14 protein-coding genes are annotated in these 21,141 nt (G+C 67.1%); 10 read left to right on the top strand and 4 right to left on the bottom strand.

Annotated features, from left to right (window positions below; translation table 11 throughout):
* The first annotated feature begins 64 nt into the window (after positions 1-64).
* From glgX to FYJ92_RS13590, 6 genes are all read left to right on the top strand, one after another.
* Complete coding sequence (gene glgX, locus FYJ92_RS13615) at positions 65-2,320, top strand: glycogen debranching protein GlgX (protein ID WP_185261187.1); 2,256 nt, start codon at positions 65-67, stop codon at positions 2,318-2,320.
* Positions 2,317-4,644, top strand: a complete 2,328-nt coding sequence (treY, locus tag FYJ92_RS13610) for a malto-oligosyltrehalose synthase (RefSeq protein ID WP_185261186.1) — start codon at positions 2,317-2,319, stop codon at positions 4,642-4,644. The genes glgX and treY overlap by 4 nt, the downstream gene beginning before the upstream one ends.
* A complete protein-coding gene (gene treZ / locus FYJ92_RS13605) occupies positions 4,641-6,431 on the top strand; it encodes a malto-oligosyltrehalose trehalohydrolase (protein ID WP_185261185.1) in 1,791 nt (596 codons plus the stop codon). The genes treY and treZ overlap by 4 nt, the downstream gene beginning before the upstream one ends.
* Before the next feature lie 89 nt (positions 6,432-6,520).
* Positions 6,521-9,202 carry a hypothetical protein gene (locus tag FYJ92_RS13600; protein ID WP_185261184.1) on the top strand — a complete coding sequence of 894 codons (2,682 nt, stop codon included), beginning with the start codon at positions 6,521-6,523 and terminating at the stop codon, positions 9,200-9,202.
* A gap of 50 nt (positions 9,203-9,252) precedes the next feature.
* Positions 9,253-10,290 carry an L-glyceraldehyde 3-phosphate reductase gene (mgrA, locus tag FYJ92_RS13595; RefSeq protein ID WP_185261183.1) on the top strand — a complete coding sequence of 346 codons (1,038 nt, stop codon included), beginning with the start codon at positions 9,253-9,255 and terminating at the stop codon, positions 10,288-10,290.
* Between the two features lie 158 nt (positions 10,291-10,448).
* Entirely contained in the window at positions 10,449-11,534 is a 1,086-nt protein-coding gene (locus tag FYJ92_RS13590; protein ID WP_185261182.1) for an inositol-3-phosphate synthase, read from the top strand.
* A 122-nt stretch (positions 11,535-11,656) separates the two neighbouring features.
* Here FYJ92_RS13590 and FYJ92_RS13585 read toward each other — a convergent pair whose 3' ends face one another.
* From FYJ92_RS13585 to FYJ92_RS13570, 4 genes are all read right to left on the bottom strand, one after another.
* Positions 11,657-12,619: a DUF559 domain-containing protein gene (locus FYJ92_RS13585; RefSeq protein WP_185261181.1), complete on the bottom strand. Its 963-nt coding sequence runs from the start codon at positions 12,617-12,619 to the stop codon at positions 11,657-11,659.
* A 147-nt stretch (positions 12,620-12,766) separates the two neighbouring features.
* Positions 12,767-14,449, bottom strand: a complete 1,683-nt coding sequence (locus FYJ92_RS13580; protein WP_185261180.1) for a formate--tetrahydrofolate ligase — start codon at positions 14,447-14,449, stop codon at positions 12,767-12,769.
* Between the two features lie 54 nt (positions 14,450-14,503).
* Entirely contained in the window at positions 14,504-15,769 is a 1,266-nt protein-coding gene (gene mshA / locus FYJ92_RS13575) for a D-inositol-3-phosphate glycosyltransferase (RefSeq protein WP_185261179.1), read from the bottom strand.
* Between the two features lie 204 nt (positions 15,770-15,973).
* Positions 15,974-17,401: a 6-phospho-beta-glucosidase gene (locus FYJ92_RS13570; protein ID WP_185261178.1), complete on the bottom strand. Its 1,428-nt coding sequence runs from the start codon at positions 17,399-17,401 to the stop codon at positions 15,974-15,976.
* Positions 17,402-17,471: 70 nt separating this feature from the next.
* Here FYJ92_RS13570 and FYJ92_RS13565 point away from each other — a divergent pair, with 70 nt between their 5' ends.
* Genes FYJ92_RS13565 through tsaB form a run of 4 tightly spaced genes read left to right on the top strand, consistent with a single transcriptional unit; the run spans position 17,472 to position 21,141 of the window.
* A complete protein-coding gene (locus tag FYJ92_RS13565) occupies positions 17,472-18,563 on the top strand; it encodes a carbohydrate kinase family protein (RefSeq protein WP_185261177.1) in 1,092 nt (363 codons plus the stop codon).
* A gap of 48 nt (positions 18,564-18,611) precedes the next feature.
* Positions 18,612-19,850 carry an alanine racemase gene (gene alr, locus FYJ92_RS13560; RefSeq protein ID WP_185261176.1) on the top strand — a complete coding sequence of 413 codons (1,239 nt, stop codon included), beginning with the start codon at positions 18,612-18,614 and terminating at the stop codon, positions 19,848-19,850.
* Between the two features lie 2 nt (positions 19,851-19,852).
* Positions 19,853-20,470, top strand: a complete 618-nt coding sequence (gene tsaE / locus FYJ92_RS13555) for a tRNA (adenosine(37)-N6)-threonylcarbamoyltransferase complex ATPase subunit type 1 TsaE (protein WP_185263810.1) — start codon at positions 19,853-19,855, stop codon at positions 20,468-20,470.
* Entirely contained in the window at positions 20,470-21,141 is a 672-nt protein-coding gene (tsaB, locus tag FYJ92_RS13550) for a tRNA (adenosine(37)-N6)-threonylcarbamoyltransferase complex dimerization subunit type 1 TsaB (protein WP_185261175.1), read from the top strand. Before tsaE ends, tsaB begins: the two co-directional genes overlap by 1 nt.

Below are 21,141 nucleotides of genomic sequence, written 5' to 3'. Positions count from 1 at the left end.
CATACGTTCGCACCTGCAGTGGGGCGTTCCGTTTCCCCTGCTGCAGCAACCAAAGAGGAGCATCATGGAAGTCTGGCCTGGAACCGCTTACCCCCTCGGAGCTACCTTCGACGGTACCGGCACCAACTTTGCCCTGTTCAGCGAACAGGCGGAGCGGGTGGAACTCTGCCTCTTGGCCGATGACCTCACCGAGACCCGGATCGAGCTCACTGAAGTGGACGCCTACGTATGGCACTGCTACCTGCCCCACATCCAGCCCGGCCAGAAGTACGGCTACCGGGTCCACGGACCTTACGATCCTGCAGGCGGCAGCCGGTTCAACGCCAACAAGCTGCTGATGGACCCCTACGCCAAGGCCGTTGAGGGCCAGATCGACTGGGACCCTGCGCTCTTCTCCTATGAATTCGGCGACCCCGATTCCCGAAACGACGCCGACTCGGCGCCGCACACCATGCACGGCGTGGTCATCAACCCGTTCTTCGAGTGGGATGGCGACCGCCAGCTCCGTATTCCCTACCACCAGTCGGTCATTTACGAAGCACACGTCAAGGGCCTCACCCAGCTGCACCCCGAAATTCCTGAGGAGCAGCGCGGCACCTACGCCGGCGTGGCCCACCCCGCGGTCATCGAGCACCTCAAAAAGCTCGGCGCCACAGCGATCGAACTGATGCCGGTCCACCAGTTCGTCAATGACGGCACCCTGGTGGAGAAGGGCCTGAACAACTACTGGGGCTACAACACCATCGGCTTCTTCGCCCCGCAAAATACCTACAGCTCCGCCGGGGACGTGGGAAACCAGGTCCAGGAGTTCAAGGCCATGGTCCGCGACCTGCACCGTGCCGGCATCGAAGTCATCCTTGACGTGGTCTACAATCACACCGCCGAGGGCAACCACCTGGGCCCCACCCTGTCCTTCAAGGGCATCGACAACCAGGCCTACTACCGCCTTGTCGACGGCGACCACAAGCACTACATGGATTACACCGGCACCGGCAACTCCCTGAACGTCCGGCACCCCCACTCCCTGCAGCTGCTGATGGACTCCCTGCGGTACTGGGTCACGGAAATGCACGTTGACGGCTTCCGGTTCGACCTCGCCTCCACGCTGGCCCGCGAATTCTACGACGTGGACAAGCTGTCCACCTTCTTCGAACTGATCCAGCAGGACCCGATTGTCTCCCAGGTCAAGCTGATCGCTGAGCCCTGGGATATCGGTCCGGGCGGCTACCAGGTGGGTAACTTCCCGCCCCAGTGGACCGAATGGAACGGCAAGTACCGCGACACAGTCCGTGATTTCTGGCGTGGCGAGCACGCCACACTGGGGGAATTCGCTTCCCGGCTGACCGGCTCCGCGGATCTCTACGAAAGCTCCGCCCGCCGGCCGGTGGCCTCCATCAACTTTGTCACCGCCCACGACGGCTTCACCATGCGCGACCTCGTGTCCTACAACGAGAAGCACAACGACGCCAATGGTGAAGGCAATAACGACGGGGAGTCGCACAACCGGTCCTGGAACTGCGGCGAAGAGGGCGACACGGACGACGAGAAAGTCCTGACGCTCCGCGCCCGCCAGCAGCGGAACTTCCTCGCCACCCTCCTGCTCTCCCAGGGCGTGCCCATGGTGCTCCACGGCGACGAGCTGGGCCGCACGCAGCAGGGAAACAACAACACCTACTGCCAGGATTCGGAACTGAGCTGGATCCACTGGGATGCCATGGACCAGCCCCTGATCGAGTTCACAGCCTTCGTGAACAAGATCCGGCGCGACCACCCCACGTTCCGCCGCAGCCGCTTCTTTGACGGACGTCCTGTCCGCCGCGGCGAAGGTGAGAAGCTGCCGGACATCGTCTGGCTGCGGACCGACGGCACCGAGATGCTGCCCGAGGACTGGGGGAACGGCTTCGGCCGGACCATCGGTGTCTTCTACAACGGCGACGGCATCCAGGAGAAGGATTTCCGCGGCCGCCGGATCACCGACGACAGCTTCCTGATGGCGTTCAACGCCCATGACGACAGTGTGGACTTCCTCCTTCCGTCGGAGGAGTACGCCCAGTCCTGGGAGGTCATGATCGACACCGCCACCCAGGCAGACGCTTACGAACCGCTCAAGGCCGGCGCCACGCTGACCCTGGATGCCAAATCCATGGTGGTCCTGCGGGCCTACTCCGGCCCCGAAGCTGACGTGGACCTGTCCGCCGCCGCGTCCCTGGCTTCCATGGCCGATCATGAAGAAGCGCAGGAAGAAATGGTGGAGGCGCAGACCCAGGCAGCCAAAGCCAGCGAAGCGAGGGCAAGTGAAGCGAAGGCGGACGAAAAGTGAAGGTCCCTGCCTCCACCTACCGGCTGCAGATCCGGCGCAGCTTCACGCTCTTTGACGCTGCAGCCACCGTCCCTTACCTGAAAGACCTGGGTGCTGACTGGGTCTACCTGTCACCCATCCTGACGGCAGAGGAGGGATCGGACCACGGCTACGACGTCACCGACCCTTCCGCTGTGGACCCCGAACGCGGCGGCCCCGAAGGTCTTCTGGCGCTATCCCAGGCCGCCCGTGCCCACGGCATGGGTGTCCTGGTGGACATCGTGCCGAACCATGTGGGTGTTGCCACTCCTGTGCAGAACCCGTGGTGGTGGTCCCTGCTGAAGGAAGGCAAGGACTCGCCGTACGCGGACGCGTTCGACGTCGAATGGGACCTCGCCGGGGGCAAGGTGCGCCTGCCCATGCTGGGCTCGGACGATGACCTGGCCAAACTGGAAATCGTGGACGGCGAGCTGCGGTACTACGACCACCGGTTCCCGCTGGCCATCGGAACGTACTCGGCCGGGGACTCCGCACAGGACGTCCACAACCGCCAGCACTACCAGCTGGTGGGCTGGCGGCGGGCCGACGCCGACCTGAACTACCGGCGCTTCTTCGCCGTCACCACCCTGGCGGGCATCCGCGTGGAAACCCCGCGCGTCTTTGAGGAAGCCCATGCCGAAGTGGGCCGCTGGTTCACCGAGGACCTGGTGGACGGGCTCCGCGTGGACCACCCGGACGGCCTGGCCGATCCCGGGGGATACCTGCGCTGGCTCAAGGATCTCAGCGGCGGTGCGTACATCCTGGTGGAGAAAATCCTCGAACCCGGGGAAGTCCTGCCCTGCGAATTCGCCTGCGAAGGGACCACCGGCTACGACGCCCTGGCGGACGTGGACCGGCTCTTTGTGGACCCGGCCGGCCAGCCGGGTCTTGATGATCTGGACGCATCCTTGCGGGGCGGTAGCCCCGCCGACTACGCCGGGATGATCCTCGGCACCAAGCGCATGATCGCGGACGGCATCCTGCGCTCCGAGGTGCTGCGGCTGGCCCGGCTTGTGCCGGAGGCCGCCGGGTTGTCCGTAACCGAGGCTGCGGACGCCCTCGCCGAAATCATCGCCGCCTTCCCGGTTTACCGGACCTACCTGCCCACAGGCGCCGAAGTGCTGAACGAAGCAGCCGGCGCCGCAGCAGGCCACCGCCCCGAGCTGGTAGGCGCCGTGGACACGCTCCTGCCCTTGCTGCTGGATCCGGACAATGCCATCGCCGTCCGGTTCCAGCAGACCTCCGGCATGGTCATGGCCAAGGGTGTGGAGGACACCGCCTTCTACCGGTACACCCGGCTGGGCACGCTCACGGAAGTGGGCGCCGAACCCACCGAGTTCGCCCTGGAGCCGGCGGAATTCCACCGGCGGATGGAGCGGCGCCAACGCGACATGCCGCTGTCCATGACCACGCTGTCCACCCATGACACCAAACGCAGCGAGGACGCGCGGGCCCGGATTTCTGTGATCGCCGAACTCCCCGCTGAATGGGCCGACACCCTTGTCACCCTCCGCCGGCTGGCCCCCGTCCCGGACGGCCCGTTCGAAAACCTGCTGTGGCAGTCCATCGTGGGCGCCTGGCCGGCCAGCCGGGAGCGGCTGCAGGGCTACGCGGAGAAGGCGGCCCGCGAAGCCGGCAACTCCACCACCTGGACCGAACCGGACGGGGCCTTCGAAAAGACCGTCACAGCAGCCGTGGATGCCGTGTTTGACAACACCAAGGTGGCGGCAGCCCTCACGGCGTTTGTGGACCGCATCGATGCCCATGCAGCGTCCAACTCACTCTCGGCGAAGCTGGTCCAGCTGGCCATGCCGGGAGTCCCGGACGTCTATCAGGGCAGCGAGTTCTGGGAACGGTCCCTGACCGATCCGGACAACCGCCGCCCTGTGGACTTCGGGCAGCGCCGCGACGAACTGGCAACCATCGACGCCGGCACCCTGCCCGCCGCGGGCACGGAGGCCAGCAAGCTCCTGGTCATCTCGCGGGCACTGCGGCTGCGCCGGGACCAGCCGGAGCTTTTCGGCGGCTACAGCCCGGTGCAGGCAGCCGGCGCGGCGGCCGGCCACCTCGTGGCCTTCTCCCGCGGCGCGGCGGCGGAGGCCCCCGGCGTGCTCGCCCTGGCCACCAGGCTCCCTGCGGGACTGGCGGCCGGCGGCGGATGGCGGGACACCGCCGTCGAGCTTTCCGTTCCGATGCGTGATGAACTCACCGGTGTCGGGTACGGGCCCGGCAGCGTTCCGGTGGCCGAACTGCTGGGCACCTATCCGGTGGCCCTGCTGGTACCAGCGAATGGAGAAACACGATGACCCTGGCCAACGTGGGAACCGGCCGTTTTGATGTCTGGGCGCCGGACGCCGCCGCCGTGGTGCTCGTGGCTGACGGCCGGGAGTACCCCATGGAGAAGGTCCGTTCCGCTCCCGGCTCTGAAGGCTGGTGGTCCGCGCCGGACGCGCCGGCCGGCGGCGAAGTGGATTATGGTTACCTGCTCGACGGCGACACCACCCCCGTGCCGGATCCCCGGTCCCGGCGGGTTCCGGACGGCGTCCACGGTCTCTCGCGAACCTTCGATCCCGCCGCGCACCGGTGGCAGGACGCCGGCTGGCAGGGCAAGGAACTGCGCGGTTCGGTCATCTACGAACTGCACGTGGGAACCTTCACCCCCGAAGGAACGTTGGACGCCGCCGCGGATAAGCTCGGTTACCTCGCGGACCTCGGCGTCGACTTTGTGGAGCTGCTGCCGGTCAACGGATTCAACGGCACCCACAACTGGGGTTACGACGGTGTCCAGTGGTTCGCGGTCCACGAAGGCTACGGCGGGCCTGCGGCCTACCAGCGCTTTGTGGACGCCGCCCACGCCGCCGGACTGGGCGTCATCCAGGACGTGGTCTACAACCACCTGGGACCCAGCGGCAACTACCTGTCCAAATTCGGCCCCTACCTCAAGCAGGGGGACGCCAACACGTGGGGCGATTCGGTCAACCTCGACGGCCCGGGATCCGATGTCGTCCGTGAATACATCCTGGACAACGCGGCCCTGTGGCTGCGCGACTATCACGTGGACGGGCTGCGACTGGATGCCGTTCACGCACTCCGCGATGAGCGGGCCGTGCACCTCCTGGAGGAGTTCGGCGCGCTGGGCGATGCCATCTCCACGGAGACAGGGCTTCCCAAGACCCTCATCGCCGAATCGGACCTGAACAATCCGCGGCTGATCTATCCCCGCGATGCCAACGGCTTCGGTCTTGCCGGGCAGTGGAGCGACGACTTCCACCATGCGGTGCACGTCAATGTCAGCGGCGAGACCGCAGGGTATTACGGCGATTTCGCGTCCCTCGGCGTGCTGGCCAAGGTCCTCAAGGATGGCTTCCTGCACGATGGCAGCTACTCCAGCTTCCGCGGACGCCACCACGGCCGGCCCATCGACACCTCGCTGGTCCACCCCGCGGCCCTGGTGGTCTGCAGCCAGAACCACGACCAGATCGGCAACCGTGCCATCGGCGACAGGCTGTCCCAGTCCCTCCCGTACGGCCCGCTGGCTGTGGCCGCAGTGCTGACGCTGACCGCGCCGTTTACGCCCATGCTGTTTATGGGCGAGGAATTCGGGGCCTCCACCCCATGGCAGTTCTTCACCTCGCACCCCGAACCGGAGTTGGGCAAGGCGACGGCGGAGGGCAGAATCCGAGAGTTTGAACGCATGGGGTGGGATCCCGCCGTCGTCCCCGATCCACAGGATCCCGAAACGTTCCGGCGCTCCAAACTCAACTGGGCGGAGGCCGCGGACGGTGACCACGCGCGGCTCCTGTCGCTCTACCGCTCGCTGACGGCGCTGCGGCGGGCTTACCCCGAACTGGCCGGGCTGGGGTTCGAGGAAACGGACGTGACGTTCGACGACGACGCCGGCTGGTTGCGCTTCCGGCGCGGGTCGATGGAGGTGCTGCTGAACTTCTCGGCAGCGCCGGTGCGGCTGGACGGTTTGGGCGGCTCGGTGCTGCTGTCGACGGACGAGGCCACCCTGTTTCACGGCGATTCGTTCGTGCTGGCGGGGCACAGTGGGGCGGTTCTTACTACAGGGGCAGAAGTACCCTTGAGTTAACGTAGACACTGGAGTGGCACGGGCGTACTATTCGCATACTGACCAGCCGTGACGGGCGGCTCGGTGGTGTACGGGCGATGGAGGCCGTCATGGGTGACCCAGGAATAAGTACGGTTCCTGCCACGCTCGAACTCCGGATCCACGGCATCCGCAATACACCGCCCCACGAGCTCCTCCGGGCGGGGAAGCGCTCACTCAAGCCCGACGACGTCGAACTGTCCTGGGGTGATGAGCTTGCGGGCTTCTACCGGGCCAAGTCCGGGTCGGGAGCCGTTGTGGACTCCGGTGCGGGGGATGGCGCGGGCGAAGATGCCGCGGCTAACGGTGGCAGTCCGCGAGTGGTGGAGGCATACTCCTGGGGCCGGCTGGCACGCTTCACCGGGGTAGGATTGGCCGGCAAAGTGGCCGACGCCGCGGTCCGTACAGCGTGGTTCCTGCTGATGCCGTTCGGACTGACAAACGCCGCCTACTGGAGCCGGCCGCTGCCCGCTGTTAAGCAGGAAGTGGTTACGGATCCGGTGTCCGGGCAGGCGGAAACGCGCATCGACCGTGCCGACGGAGCAGTGCACGGGCGCGACGGCGCAGGGCGGATCAGGCTCTTCGCGCTTGTTCTGACCCTCTATTTTGTGGTGACGGCGGCCGTCGTGTCGACGGACCTCATCGCCGTCCAATGTTTTCCGGCCGACGTTCCGGACCAGGAACGCCGCGTCTGCTCCGCGCTGCCTGCGTTCCTGGACGGCCTGGCCGGCTGGACCCGCGGCCAGCGCATCGTGGGGTTCGCCCTGATACCCATTGTTTCAGTGGCCGTCCTGGCAGCCATCGCCTACTTGGCGCGGACCCGGTTCCACCCCAGACCGAATCTGGGCGCCGGTGCCCTGGCGTCGGCCGGCACGGGTGCCGCGAAAATATCGGCACTCCCCACCCTGATGATCCGGAATCTGTGGGAAGCGCGGAAGGAGATCCGCTACAACGGGTGGCTGCACGTGTGGGCGGCGCTGGCCGCGGTCGGCGCCATCATCGCCTGGGACGGCCTCTGGACGCGGATCGACGGTGCCGCCTGCGGAACCCTGGGCACACTCTTCACGGAGTGCGTCCCGCAGCTTGTGCCCGGCCGAATCGGTCTGGCCGGGATCGCGATGGTGGCCGCGTGGCTGGTCGCGGCGGCCGCGGTGGTCACTGCAGGCATTGAAACGGTGCGGAAGTCCCCGGACAATCCGGACATGCCGTCCGGGGCCGGACCCGCCTGGCTGGGTGGGATTGCCGCCGCAGCCATCATCAGCGTCCTTGTCGCCGGTCTGGCCGCCGGCCTGTCAGGTACTCCCGAGGGCGGGGTCGCGGCCGCAACGCGAATGCTGGGCCTGGGCACCGCCCCGGCCGGGCTGATGTTCGTGATGCTGGTGCTGATCCTCACCATGGCCACGCTCCGGCGGGAAGGCTACGACAAACGGACTCTTGGCTGGCGGGGCAAAGGCTCGGCCGTCTTCTCCACCCTCGCGCTGGGAGCGGCCACAATTCTGGGCTCCGCGATCGTCGGCGCTGCTGCCACGGTGCTTCAGCGCAACCTCCAGCGGCGGGCTGCTACGGAGGACGGGATGTGGCGGTACGGGACCATTGCCGGCGACGTCCTCCTGCCGCCGTCGGTCTTTTCGCTCTTCAGCGGGCTGTTGCTGGCAGTCATCGTCGGCGGTGCCATCGCCTGGGGCGTTTGTACGTGGCGGGCCGTGCGTTCGATGACGTGGAACACGCAGGAAGCCGCAGTCTCGGAGCTGCTGTCCGCCTACGCTGCCGCTCCGCCACTGCCGCAGCAGGAAGCTGCCGGCCGCAAACTGGTGGCTGCCCGGCGGACAGCGTCCCTGGCTCACCGGGCCGAGGCTGTGGTGTCGCTGCTGGCCATCCTCATTTTCCTGGGTCTGCTGGCAGCCCTGATCCTGGGCACCTTCAAAGACTGGTGGAATGCCGGCCCGGCCGCGGGGCTTTACGGTCTGATCGAAAGCATGGGAGCCCTGGGTCTGGCTGCGGCCGGCGCCACGATTGTTGCGCTTGCCGTGATGTCGGCCAAACCGAACTCCCGGCCGCTGGCGCTCCTCTGGGATCTGATGTGCTTTATGCCCAAGACCGCGCACCCGTTCGGACCCCCCAGCTACGGCGAGCGGGCGGTCCCCGAATTTGCCGCCCGGATCGCGGCGTGGCTGGATGGCACGGACGGTGCGCCGCCTGCCAAAACCGGCATGGTGGCGATCTCGGCGCACAGCCTGGGCGCGGTGATCGCCGTCAGCGCGCTGTTCCATCTAAAGTCAACGCGGCCTGACCTGCCCTTTAACAGGATTGGTCTGCTGACCTACGGCACTCAGCTGAGGTCCTACTTTGGCCGGTTCTTCCCGGAACTCCTGGGGCCGGCCGTACTCGCCACGGCACCGGTGGGCCGGACAAAACTCACCGCGGCCGGAAGCCCGGACGATGAGCGCATCATCACAGGCGAACCGACGGTTCAGTTCGATGTGAATCTCAGCCACGTCCTCGGCGCCGGCCCGAATCGATGGGTGAATCTCTACCGCAAGACCGATTACCTCGGTTTCCCGGTTCTCTACAACGGTTCGGGATTCCCCGACGTCGGGAACGTTCCGGACCGCTACGCGCAGGAGATGGATCCCTTCACGTATCAGTTCCTCGTCACTACGCATAGCGATTACCTCCAGACGCCTCAGTACCAAAAGGCGATTGACGACGTCGTGAGTGGATTGTCTCAGGCCGGACCTCAGCCCCGGGCTTAATAGTTCGCTTTTGTGCTGTTATGTGAGACGGGGCTGGCAGGATAGTCAACATGACTTACATCGCTGCGGAGAACCGCTACGACACCATGCCATACCGCCGCGTCGGACGCAGCGGACTGAAGCTGCCGGCCATTTCCCTGGGCCTCTGGCACAACTTCGGCGACGACAAGCCCTTCGAAGTTCAGCGCGCCATCCTGCGCCGCGCCTTCGATCTGGGCGTCACCCACTTCGACCTCGCGAACAACTACGGTCCGCCCTACGGCGCCGCCGAGACGAACTTCGGCCGCCACTTCAAGGACGACTTCAAGCCGTACCGCGACGAACTCATCATCTCCAGCAAGGCCGGCTACGACATGTGGCCGGGACCGTACGGCAACTTTGGCTCCCGCAAGTACCTGCTGGCCAGCCTGGACCAGTCCCTGGAGCGCATGGGCCTGGACTACGTGGATATCTTCTACAGCCACCGGCCGGACCCGGAAACGCCGATGGAAGAAACCATGGGCGCCCTGGACCACGCAGTCCGCTCGGGCAAGGCCCTGTACGCCGGCATCTCGTCCTACACCCCGCAGCAGACCCTCGAAGCGGCCAGGATCCTGAAGGAACTGGGCACGCCTCTGCTGATCCACCAGCCCAGCTACTCCATGCTGAACCGCTGGACCGAGAACGGCAGCCCCAACCTCTACGAGTCGCTGGAGCAGGTGGGCGCCGGCTGCATTGCCTTCTCTCCGCTGGCCCAGGGAATGCTCACAGGCCGCTACCTCAACGGCGTGCCCGCAGATTCCCGGGCAGCGCAGCACAAGTCCCTGGACCAAGCCATGATCAGTCCAGAAAACCTGGACCGCGTGCGCGGGCTCAACCGCATCGCCGAGGGCCGGGGCCAAACCCTGGCCCAGATGGCGATCGGCTGGATCCTGCGCGAGCAGGGCAAGGGCTCCTCCGTGACCTCGGCGCTCGTCGGCGCATCCAGCGTCCGGCAGTTGGAAGACACCCTGTCCGCCATCAACAACCTGGACTTCACCGCCGACGAGGTTGATGCCATCGACGAGTTCGCCGTCGAGTCGGACATCAACCTGTGGAAGCAAAAGTAACCACGTAACGCTTCGACAGAGGGGGCCGGGAACAATCCCGGCCCCCTCTTGGTTGGGTAAGATGAAATGGCGCCGAATGGCGCACTGCCAGCGTGCCGCCGTCGTACCTTTCCGGTACTGACCGTCCTGGCGGCTGAAGTTTTCTTCAAAGGAGTTCCGTGTCTGCAAATCCGATTCGTGTTGCCATCGTTGGTGTAGGTAACTGCGCCGCCTCGCTCGTCCAGGGCGTGCAGTATTACCGTGACGCCGATCCCCAGGCCACGATCCCGGGTCTGATGCACGTAGAGTTCGGCAAGTACCACGTCAACGATGTCCAGTTTGTTGCCGCTTTTGATGTTGACGGCAAGAAAGTGGGCGTCGACCTCGCCGACGCCATCCTGGCCAGCGAGAACAACACCATCAAAATCGCCGACGTGCCCCCCACAGGTGTGATCGTCCAGCGCGGCCACACCCTCGACGGCCTCGGCAAGTATTACCTCGAGACCATCGAACAGTCCGCCGAAGAGCCCGTTGACATCGTCGCAGCCCTCCGCGAATCCAAGGCAGACGTTATGGTCTGCTACCTCCCGGTTGGTTCCGAGGACGCTGCACACTTCTACGCGCAGGCTGCCATCGACGCCGGCGTGGCGTTCGTCAACGCCCTTCCCGTGTTCATCGCCGGTACCAAGGAATGGGCCGACAAGTTCACCGCCGCCGGCGTCCCGATCGTGGGCGATGACATCAAGAGCCAGATCGGTGCAACCATCACTCACCGCGTGATGGCCAAGCTCTTCGAAGACCGCGGCGTCACGCTGGACCGCACGTACCAGCTGAACGTCGGCGGCAACATGGACTTCAAGAACATGCTGGAGCGGGACCGCCTCGAGTCCAAGAAGATCTCCAAGACCCAGGCGGTGACGTCCAACGTTGAAGCTGACATTGCACCGCGCAACGTCCACATCGGTCCGTCCGACTACGTCCAGTGGCTCGATGACCGCAAGTGGGCCTTCGTCCGCCTCGAGGGCCGCAACTTCGGTGACGCCCCCGTGTCGCTGGAATACAAGCTGGAAGTCTGGGACTCACCCAACTCCGCCGGCGTGATCATCGACGCCATCCGCGCCGCCAAGATCGGCCTGGACCGTGGCATCGGCGGCCCGTTGCTCTCCGCCTCGAGCTACTTCATGAAGTCCCCGCCCGAGCAGTTCAACGACGACCTCGCCCGGGAAAAGGTCGAGGCCTTCATCCGCGGCGACCTGGAGCGCTAAACGCTCTCTCACCTTTGGCGGTTTTTTGACGGACGCTCTCTCACTTTGGTGGGGGAGCGTCCGGCGTTTAACGCCCCTTGCGACGCTCTCTCACTTTCGGGGCGTTTCTGACGGACGCTCTCTCACTTTATCGAGCGCGAAAAGCCGGACACGACGGCGGGATCCACCCAGGCGGACCGCAGTTCCCTTTTGATCATCCTGACGGCGCGTTCGAATCCGTCGGCCAGATGATCCTTATCGAAAATGAGGACCGTCCAGCCAGCGGCTTCAAAGGCCTTGTCCCGTCGCCGATCGCTGAGCCGCTGTTTGGGCACGAGGTGATGGTCGCCGTCGTACTGGATGGCCACGCGCCGATGGCGGTAACCTAGATCCGCCGACGGCGACAGTGGGTCTGCCTCGCGCAGCCTGAGCTGAAGCTGGGGCTCGGGGACCCCGGCGTCGAGCATTGCCAGCCGAAGCAGGGTCTCCGGGCCGGAATCCGCTCCCACGCGCATGAGTTCCAGGGCTTCGCGGGCGCGGACGATTCCCTGCAGGTTTTTGTGCCGATCCATCAGGGTGCGCAGCTTCTCAACGGTGGCAAACGGTACGTCACGGTTATCAAACGCCTGCCGGGGCAGCCGGATCAACTCGTCACCCAGGCAGACGAGATCCTTCAACGGCAGCACGCGGGCCATGTCCAGCCACGTGCGCGGCCGCGTGCTGATGCGGATTCCGTCAACCGATTCGACCTCGTCGTCAGCCGCGGTCACGGTATGCCCAATCACGCCTTTGCGGCGAACGCTCGGCAGGGACCGCGGCTTGCTCAGATGCAGTTCTGTGGAGTCGGAGAGCCACGGTGGAAGGCACGAGCTGCGAAGGCGTGCCGCCGTCACGTGCGAGATCCAGGCACCCGGAGTGGCTGCCGAAAGCGCGCGGGCGGCAGCCTCAAGTTCGAAATCCCAGTCTGCGGGACGGTACAGTCCGCGGCTGACATGCGCGACGTCGGGCCGAAGGAGACGGTTCCGAGGGACTCCTTCGGCTGTGGCGTCCGAGAGCGTGAACGGGCCGGATGCCAATTGGGCGGGAAGCGCAGTCTGCGTGTGCATACCGGCATTGTTGCTCAGAGTCGCCGGTGCCCGCAGAAGTTATCCACAGGTGAGAGAGCGTTGCCTGGGAAGGCCCCAAAGGTGAGAGAGGGTTCGTTGGAAACCCACCATATGTGAGAGAGCGTCCGGGGTGGGGAGAGGGATAGGTCAGGAGAGGCCTACCGGGTTGCCGGCGTCGTCCACGTCCATGCGCATGGCGGCGGGGGCGGCGGGGAGGCCGGGCATCGTCATGACGGCACCGGTCAGCGCCACGATGAAACCCGCGCCGGTCTTGGGGATGAGATCCCGGACGTGCACGGTGAAGCCCTTGGGAGCCCCCAGCCGGGAGGCGTCGTCGGTGAAGGAGTACTGGGTCTTGGCCATGCAGACGGGAAGCCCGGTCCAGCCGTTCTTTTCGATCTCGGCCAGGCGCTTCAGGGCGGGGACGGAGAAGTCCACACCGTCCGCGCCGTAGATCTCCTGCGCAATGGTCCGGATTTTCTCCTCCACAGGCAGGTCCAAGGGATACAGATGGTGGAAGCTGTTCGGCCCGGCAACTGCAGCGGCGACCTTCGCGGCCAGTTCGTCGCCGCCGTCGCCGCCGCCGCCCCGGCCCCACACATCCGCCACCGCAGCCTGGACTCCCTCCGCCGCGCACCACTCCAGCAGCCAGTCCAGCTCCTCTTCCGTGTCGGACGAAAACCTGTTGATGGCCACCACCGGCGCCACCCCGAATTTTTCCACGTTGTGCACGTGCCGCCGGAGATTCGCGACGCCGGCCTGCAGTGCCTCAAGGTCCGGCTCCGTCAGCCGGTCCTTGGGCACGCCGCCGTGCATTTTGAGCGCACGGACGGTGGCCACAACCACGACGGCCGACGGCGCCACGTCCGCGATCCGCGCTTTGATGTCCATATACTTCTCCGCGCCCAGGTCCGCGCCGAAACCGGCCTCCGTGACCACAATGTCCGCGAGCCGCCGCGCCGTCTGGGTGGCAATCAGCGAGTTGCAGCCGTGCGCAATGTTGGCGAACGGCCCGCCGTGCACCAGCGCGGGAGTGCCGGCAATGGTCTGCACCAGGTTGGGCTTGATGGCTTCCTTCAGGAGCAGGGTCAGGGCGCCCTGGACTCCGAGGTCCGCCACGGTGACCGGAACCCGGGAGTACGTGTAGCCGAACGTGATCCGGCCCAGGCGCTCGCGGAGGTCGGCCAGGCTGGAGGCCAGGCAGAAAACCGCCATGATCTCCGAAGCCACGGTGATGTCGAAGCCGTCCTGCCGGGGGACACCCTGGGTGGGACCGCCGAGGCCGATGATCACCTCGCGGAGCGACCTGTCATTCATGTCCAGGACCCGTTTGAACGTCATCCGCCGGGGGTCGATGTTCAGTTCGTTGCCCTGGTAGATGTGGTTGTCCACGAGCGCCATCAGGGCATTGTTGGCTGAGGTCACGGCATGGAAATCACCGGTGAAGTGCAGGTTGATCTCATCCATCGGCAGGACCTGGGAGTAGCCGCCACCGGTGGCGCCGCCCTTCATGCCGAGGATGGGACCCAGCGAGGGTTCCCGCAGCGCGATCATCACCTTGTGCCCGGCCCGGGCCAGCGAATCGGCGAGCCCCACCGTGGTGGTGGACTTCCCTTCACCAGCAGGCGTGGGCGACATCGCCGAGACCAGCACCACTTTCCCCGCCGGCGCGGGAGCGGTCAGCAGTGCCGGGTCAACCTTCGCCTTGTAACGCCCGTACAGTTCCAGCGCGGCGGCGTTGATGCCCGCGGCCGCTGCGATCTCCTCGATGGGCCGCATCGTAGCCTGTCGTGCGATCTCGAGGTCGCTGAGGGTATTCCGTTCAGACATCCTTGTCCTTTGGTTGGGGCCGGGTACTGAAGGCCGACGGCGGTTGCCCGCCGCTTACGGTGCCGGCACCGCCGGGATCAGCCGGCTGGCCAGCTGCTGTTCGACGGCGGCGTGGTAAGTCTCGAGCGTGATCGCGGCAGTGCGGTTCCACCCCAGGTTCTCCGCGCGGATGGCCGCGGCCCGCCCCATATCGGCGCGGGTGTCCGGATCGTCGTACATGGCTTCGAGCGCGTCCGCCCAGTCCGAGGCGTGGTGCCCGTCCACCAGCAGCCCGGTCCGGCCATGGCAGATGGCGCGGGACAGTCCGCCCACCCGGGTGCCCACCACGGGGGTTCCGCAGGCCTGTGCCTCAATGGCCACGAGTCCGAACGATTCGCTGTAGGAAGGCATCACCACAACGTCGGCCGCCCGGAACCAGGACGCCAGGTCAGCCGCGCTGACCGGGGGAAGGTGCGTGACGACGTCGTCCATTCCGGACTCCGCGATCAGGTGCCGGAGGTTGAAGTCCTTGTTGCCGCTGAGGGCGCCCAGGATGGTGAGCCGGAGATCGATCCCCGGCCGCCGGGCGCGAAGCAGGGCCGCGGCCTTGAGCAGGATCTGCGGGCCCTTCAGCCGCTGGATCCGGCCGGCGAACACCAGGTGGAACGTCTCCGGCGAAACACCGCGTTCGGCCCGGGACCGCGCGCGGAACGCGGGTGTAAAGGTGCTGAGGTCCACGCCCGGCGGCGCCACATCGATACGGTCGTAATCTGCACCGTAGTGGGATACCAGCTCTTCGGCTTCGGCCGTGGTGTTGGCAATCAGGCGGGTGGCGCCGTCGACGATCCGGTGCTCGCCCTCCTCACGCCGCCGTGGCTCGGGCAGTTCGCCGGACTCCAGCAGGAGGTTCTTGACCTTGGCCATGGTGTGCATGGTGTGGACGAGCGGCACACCCCAAACTTCCGAAAGCTCCAGGCCAGCGATCCCGGACACCCAATAGTGCGAATGGATGACGTCATAGCGGCCGTGCGGCTGGCGCCGGCGGATCTGGTCGATCTCGGCCACCATGCTGTGGAGCAGCGCCGGCAGTTCTTCCTTGGGGATCTTCCGCGGCGGCCCGGCCAGCACGTTGTGGACGCACACGCCGGGGAAGGGATGTTCGACGGCGGCCTGCTTGGCTGAGGTGGAGCGCGTGAAGATCTCCACCTCCACGCCAGTCTCGGCCAGCGCCGAGGCCAGCTGCCGGATGTAGACGTTCATCCCGCCGGCGTCGCCGGCGCCGGGCTGCTCCATCGGGGAGGTGTGGAGGGAGAGTAAAGCGACCCTGCGCATCAATGTCATGGCTTCTCCTTCCCACCGCTGGCGCGGCGCGGGACCTGATGTTGCCCGCTCGGTAAAACACTACTCCAGCCGCTCCGGGGCGGCCTCCCGGCACGTGGGCGGCTGCTAACGTGGCGCGTGTGAATGCAGCCCTCGCCACCACCCCCGGGCGTTCAACCACCCCATGCTCGGATATGTGGGCCTGAACGTGATGTGCCGGGGGCTCTAGCCGCGCCAAAGCTCCAGCAGCGCAGGGAACGCACGCTCGTAGCCGGCCAGCAGCTTGGCCCCGAGCGCGGGTGAGTCCACTAGCGGATGCCGGCTGAAGGCGTCGACGGCGGCCGCCCGGTCTCCGTGCGTCGCGGCCCGGACGGTGAGCCGCTCGACCTCCTTGATGCGCCGGAGCAGGGTGAGTTGCTCCGGCCCCGGGGCTGACTGTGGAAGCGGCGCCGCGCCGTCGGGCGTTACGGTGCAGGGGACCTCGACGACGGCGTCCGCGGGGAGTCCCGGAATGGCCGGTTCCGGAGGGATGCCCCCGGGGGCGGTCGCCCGGCCAGGATCGGACGGAAGTGTGTTGGGGGTGTTGAGGATGAGCTGGGAATCCCCGGCCCCTGCCAACGCGCGCATCACGGCGAGGGCCACGCGTTCGTAGCCGCCGCCGGCGAGGTCGTCCTCGTCGCGCTGCTCGCCGCGGGTCCGTGCCTCGGCGAGGTAGCCTTCCTCCCGCGAGCGGCGGGCGGCGTCCCACAGTCTGTAGGCGTCCGCCCCGGCAGTGGCGAGCCGCGGGTACAGCTCTGTCTGCTGGTGATGGATGGACTCGCCGCGGGTCCGGGCCATGGCGCGCATGGCCGCGGCGGCGCTGTCCCGCCGGTAGTAGTAATAGAGGTATTCGTTCGGCAGGGCGGCGAGGCCCTGGAGGAAGGGCTGCGGAAAGAGCCGGCCTTCCTCGAATGTGCCGAGGGCGGCCGGGTCGGACAGCAGGCCGGGCAGCAGATCGTGGCCGCCGGACTCCAGCTGGTAGAGCCAGCCCAAATGGTTCAGACCGAAGTAGCCCACGCCGTCGAGCTTTCCGTCCGGCAGCGACAGGCCGGCCGCGCGGGCCGCCCGGTGCACCAGGCCGCCCGCAGAATCGCAGATCCCGATGACCTTCCCTCCCAGGACGGGCAGGAGGGCTTCGGTGACCATGCCGGCCGGGTTGGTGAAGTTGATCAGCCACGCGTCCGGGCAAAACTCCCGCATCTGCCGCGCCAGGTGCAGCATCTCCGGAATGGTGCGGAGCGCGTAGGAGATGCCGCCCGCGCCGGTGGTTTCCTGGCCAAGAAGGCCGAGGTCCTGGGCCACCCGTTCGTCGTGGATCCGGCCGGCTGTACCGCCGGGGCGGATCGCCGCGAACACCATGTCTGTCCCCGCCAGGGCCTCGGGCAGGGACGTGGTGGAACGCACGGCAGGCGGCCGGGCACCGGCGTGGGGACCAGCGGTGGGGCCGCCGGAATCCGGCATGGCATGCAGAACCGCATTGATGGCTCGCAGGCGGGCGGGATCAACGTCGAACAGCACCAGTTCGCTGACCAGCTCCGCGAACGCGCCCGAGGACAGCGCCCGGTAGACAAGCGGCACGCGAAATCCGCCGCCGCCGGCAATCATAAGCCGCATAGTCAGCAGTGTAGGCCTCCGCGGGGCGCGCCCCTACCGCGTGGCGTCGACAGGGCGTAGTGTGCCGGACATGGACGCCATCCCGGACCGTCGCTTCGATCCGCTCTCGTCCGTCCGCGCGCAGTCCGGCGGCGGGTTCGACCTGATCCTCGCCGGAACGGTCTTCCAGGACATCATCTTCACCGGCCTGCCCCACGCGCCGGAGCCGGGCACGGAAATCTGGAGCAACGGCATGGGCAGCTGCCCCGGCGGCGTCGCAAACCAGGCTATTGCGGCGGCGAGGCTGGGACTGCGCACCGGATTGGCCGCCGCGTTCGGCGACGACGGTTACGGGGACTACAACTGGAAGATATTGGCCCGGCAAGAGCATGTGGACCTGAGTATGTCGCGCAAAGTCGAGGGGTGGCATTCGCCGGTCACCGTCTCGCTCTGCGTGGAGAAGGACCGGTCGCTGGTGACCCACGGCCACCCGGCCCCCGTGACGTCGTCCGAACTGATTGGTTCACCGCCCCGGGCGCTCGCCGGCATTGCCGAGCTCGGCGTCGAAATTGAACCCTGGGCCGTGGCCGCACAGAAGGGAGGCGTGAAGCTGTTTGGGGATGTGGGGTGGGATCCCAGCGGTGAATGGTCACCGGTCCGGTTGGACAACCTGCAGTACTTCCATGCGTTCCTGCCCAACCAGCGCGAGGCCATGGCGTTCACCGGGAAGGACAATCCGTGGTCCGCGCTGTACGCCCTCGCCGATCGCGTGCCCGTGGCCGTGGTGACGCTCGGCGCGCAGGGTGCCATGGCCGTGGACTCGGAGACGGGGGAGGAGGAGTGGGTACCGTCGCCGCCGGTCACTGCTTTGGATCCCACCGGCGCCGGAGACTGCTTCGACGCGGCCTTCATCGTGGGCAGCCTGGCTGGCTGGCCGCTGGGCAACAGGCTTCGCTTCGCAAACCTCTGCGCCTCCCTCGCCGTGCAGGAGGTGGGCGGTTCGTTGGCGGCACCCGGCTGGGGAGACATCGCAGACTGGTGGCAGCGGGCCAACTCCAGGCCGGAACGCCAGAGCAGCCAGTGGCTCCGCCGTTTCGGCTTCCTGGCCGACATTCTCCACGACATACCGCTCGCGGCCCAGCGCCGGGCCACCGCCACGATCGCGCACCTTTCCGATGCCTGAGGGCGCCGCGATTATCCCGCCCTGAGCGGCCGCACTAGAATCACTAGCGTGACTTATCCCGTAACAACAGGTGACTTCCGCGCGGCCTCAGGACCCGATCCTCGGTACGAGCGGTCCGCCGTTATCGACCTGGACGCAATCCGCCACAACGTGCGGCGGCTGGCAGACGCGGCCTCGCCCGCCAAGGTCATGGCCGTGGTGAAGGCTGACGCGTACGGACACGGCGCGGTTCCTGTAGCCCGGGCCGCCCTGGACGCCGGCGCGTCCTGGCTGGGCGTCGCACACATCTCCGAGGCGCTGGCACTGCGGGCGGCGGGCATCGAAGCCCCGCTGCTGGCCTGGCTGCACACGGCGGAAAGCAACTTCGCCGCAGCCGTGGCTGCCGGCGTCGACATCGGCTGCTCCGGGTGGGAACTGGACCGGATTGTGGCCGCCGCGCGTGACCAGGAGCGTCCCGCCCGGATCCACCTGAAAGTGGACACCGGTTTGGGCCGGAACGGCGTAGCGCTCGATGCCTGGGACCAGCTGCTGGGCGAGGCCATGGAGTACCAGGACCAGGGCCTCCTGCGGGTGGTGGGCATCTTCTCCCATCTGTCCGTGGCGGATGAACCCGAACGGCCGGAAACCGATGATCAGCTGGCGGCCTTCCGCGAGGTGCTGGCTGTGGCTGAGGACGCGGGCGTGGACCCCGAGGTCCGCCACCTGGCCAACACCCCGGCCACATTGTCCCGCCCCGATACCCACTTTGACATGGTCCGCGTGGGTTTGGGCATCTACGGTCTCTCGCCCTTTGAAGGCCAGACGTCCGCCGAACTGGGCCTCCGTCCCGCGATGACGCTGCGCACCCTGGTGTCCCAGTGCAAGCAGGTCCCTGATGGGCAGGGCGTTTCCTACGGCCTGCGCTACCGCACCAGCGGCCCCAGCACCCTGGCGCTGATCCCGCTGGGCTACGCGGACGGCGTGCCCCGCATTGCCACCGGCGGTCCCGTCCGGGTGGGCGGCCGGACCTACCCCGTGGTGGGCCGGATCGCCATGGACCAGATGGTCATCGACCTCGGCAACATCGGCCCCACCGGCGCAGACCTCTTCGGCGCCGAAGCGGTGCTGTTCGGCAACGGGGACGACGGCGGTCCCACGGCGGACGACTGGGCGGTCGCCGCCGGCACCAACAACTACGAGATCGTGACCCGGATCAGCCCGCGGGTGCCACGCCGGGTCATTAACGAAAGTCCCGCCGTCGGCCGTCCTGCCGGGGGAAATCCCGACGCCGGGCAGGCAACGCCGTGAGCATGGCGCCGGCAGAGATGCCCCACTGGGAAGAGGCGCTGAGAGTCACGACGGCGGACCAGACCCACGCGCTCGCCGCCGCTCTGGGGGCGGAGCTGCAGGCCGGGGACCTGGTGGTACTGACCGGCGAGCTGGGTGCCGGGAAAACCACCTTCACGCAGGGCCTCGGCGAAGGCCTGGGCGTGCGCTCGGGCATCATCTCGCCCACGTTTGTCCTGGTCCGCATCCACCCCAACCTGCCCGACGGCCCGCGGCCCGGTGGCCCCGACCTGGTGCACGTGGACGCGTACCGGCTGGGATCGGCGTCGGAAATTGACGACATTGACCTGGAAAACACGCTGGACTCGGCCGTGACCGTGGTGGAGTGGGGACGCGGCCGGGTGGAGCACCTGAGCGAGAGCCGGCTGGAAGTGGACCTGCACCGCGCGATCGGGCTGGAACCGATCGGGCCGGACGGGGTGGCGGACGCGGCGGAACGGAAACCCAACCCCGCCCACACTGAAATCCTGGACTTCGACACCGAGGACCTCGACGAGCCGCGCACCATCGTGCTGCGCGGTTTCGGTCCCCGCTGGAGCACCATGCCTGCCCTGGGCGGGGCCTTCGAAGGGACACCCTGATGCTTATTCTTGCCATCGACACCTCCGCCGTAGCCAGTGCTGCGCTGGTTTCGGACGACGCCCTTGAAGGCGTTGTGGCCAGCTTCTCCACCGAGGACACCCGCAGCCACGCCGAAGTACTGGCCCCCGGCATCGAGGACCTGCTGGCTTCTGCCGGCGTCACCGGCCGGGACATTGACGCGATCGTGACAGGCGTGGGCCCAGGCCCGTTCACCGGCCTGCGCTCGGGGATCGCAACCGCCCGGACGCTCGCCTTCGTCTGGGACAAACCGCTGTACGGGCTGATGAGCCTGGACGCTGTGGCACTGGAAGTGGCAGAGTCCACTGATGCCGCGGCCGAATTCCTGGTGGTCACGGACGCCCGGCGCAAAGAAGTTTACTGGGCACGGTACAGTCTCGCCGACGGCCAATTGCCGCAGCTCGAGGACGGCCCGCACGTCAGCTTCGCCGCCGACCTCCCGCACCTCCCGGCCTACGGCGCAGGCGCCGGACTCTACAGTGACGTGCTGCGCGCCGACCCGGGCTTCAGCAACGAGCAGCCCGACGCTCTCTACCTCGGACAGTTCGCCCTGGCCAGGCTCGCCTCCGGCGGGCAACTGCTCGACTCCACACCCCTGTACCTCCGCGAGTCGGACGCCCAGGTCCCCGGCCCACGGAAGCGGGCCCTGTGA

This window comes from Pseudarthrobacter sp. NBSH8 (genome assembly GCF_014217545.1).
Taxonomy (GTDB): Bacteria; Actinomycetota; Actinomycetes; order Actinomycetales; family Micrococcaceae; genus Arthrobacter.
The sequence above is the reverse complement of the archived record's forward strand: the minus strand, read 5'-3'. Positions and strand labels throughout refer to the sequence as shown.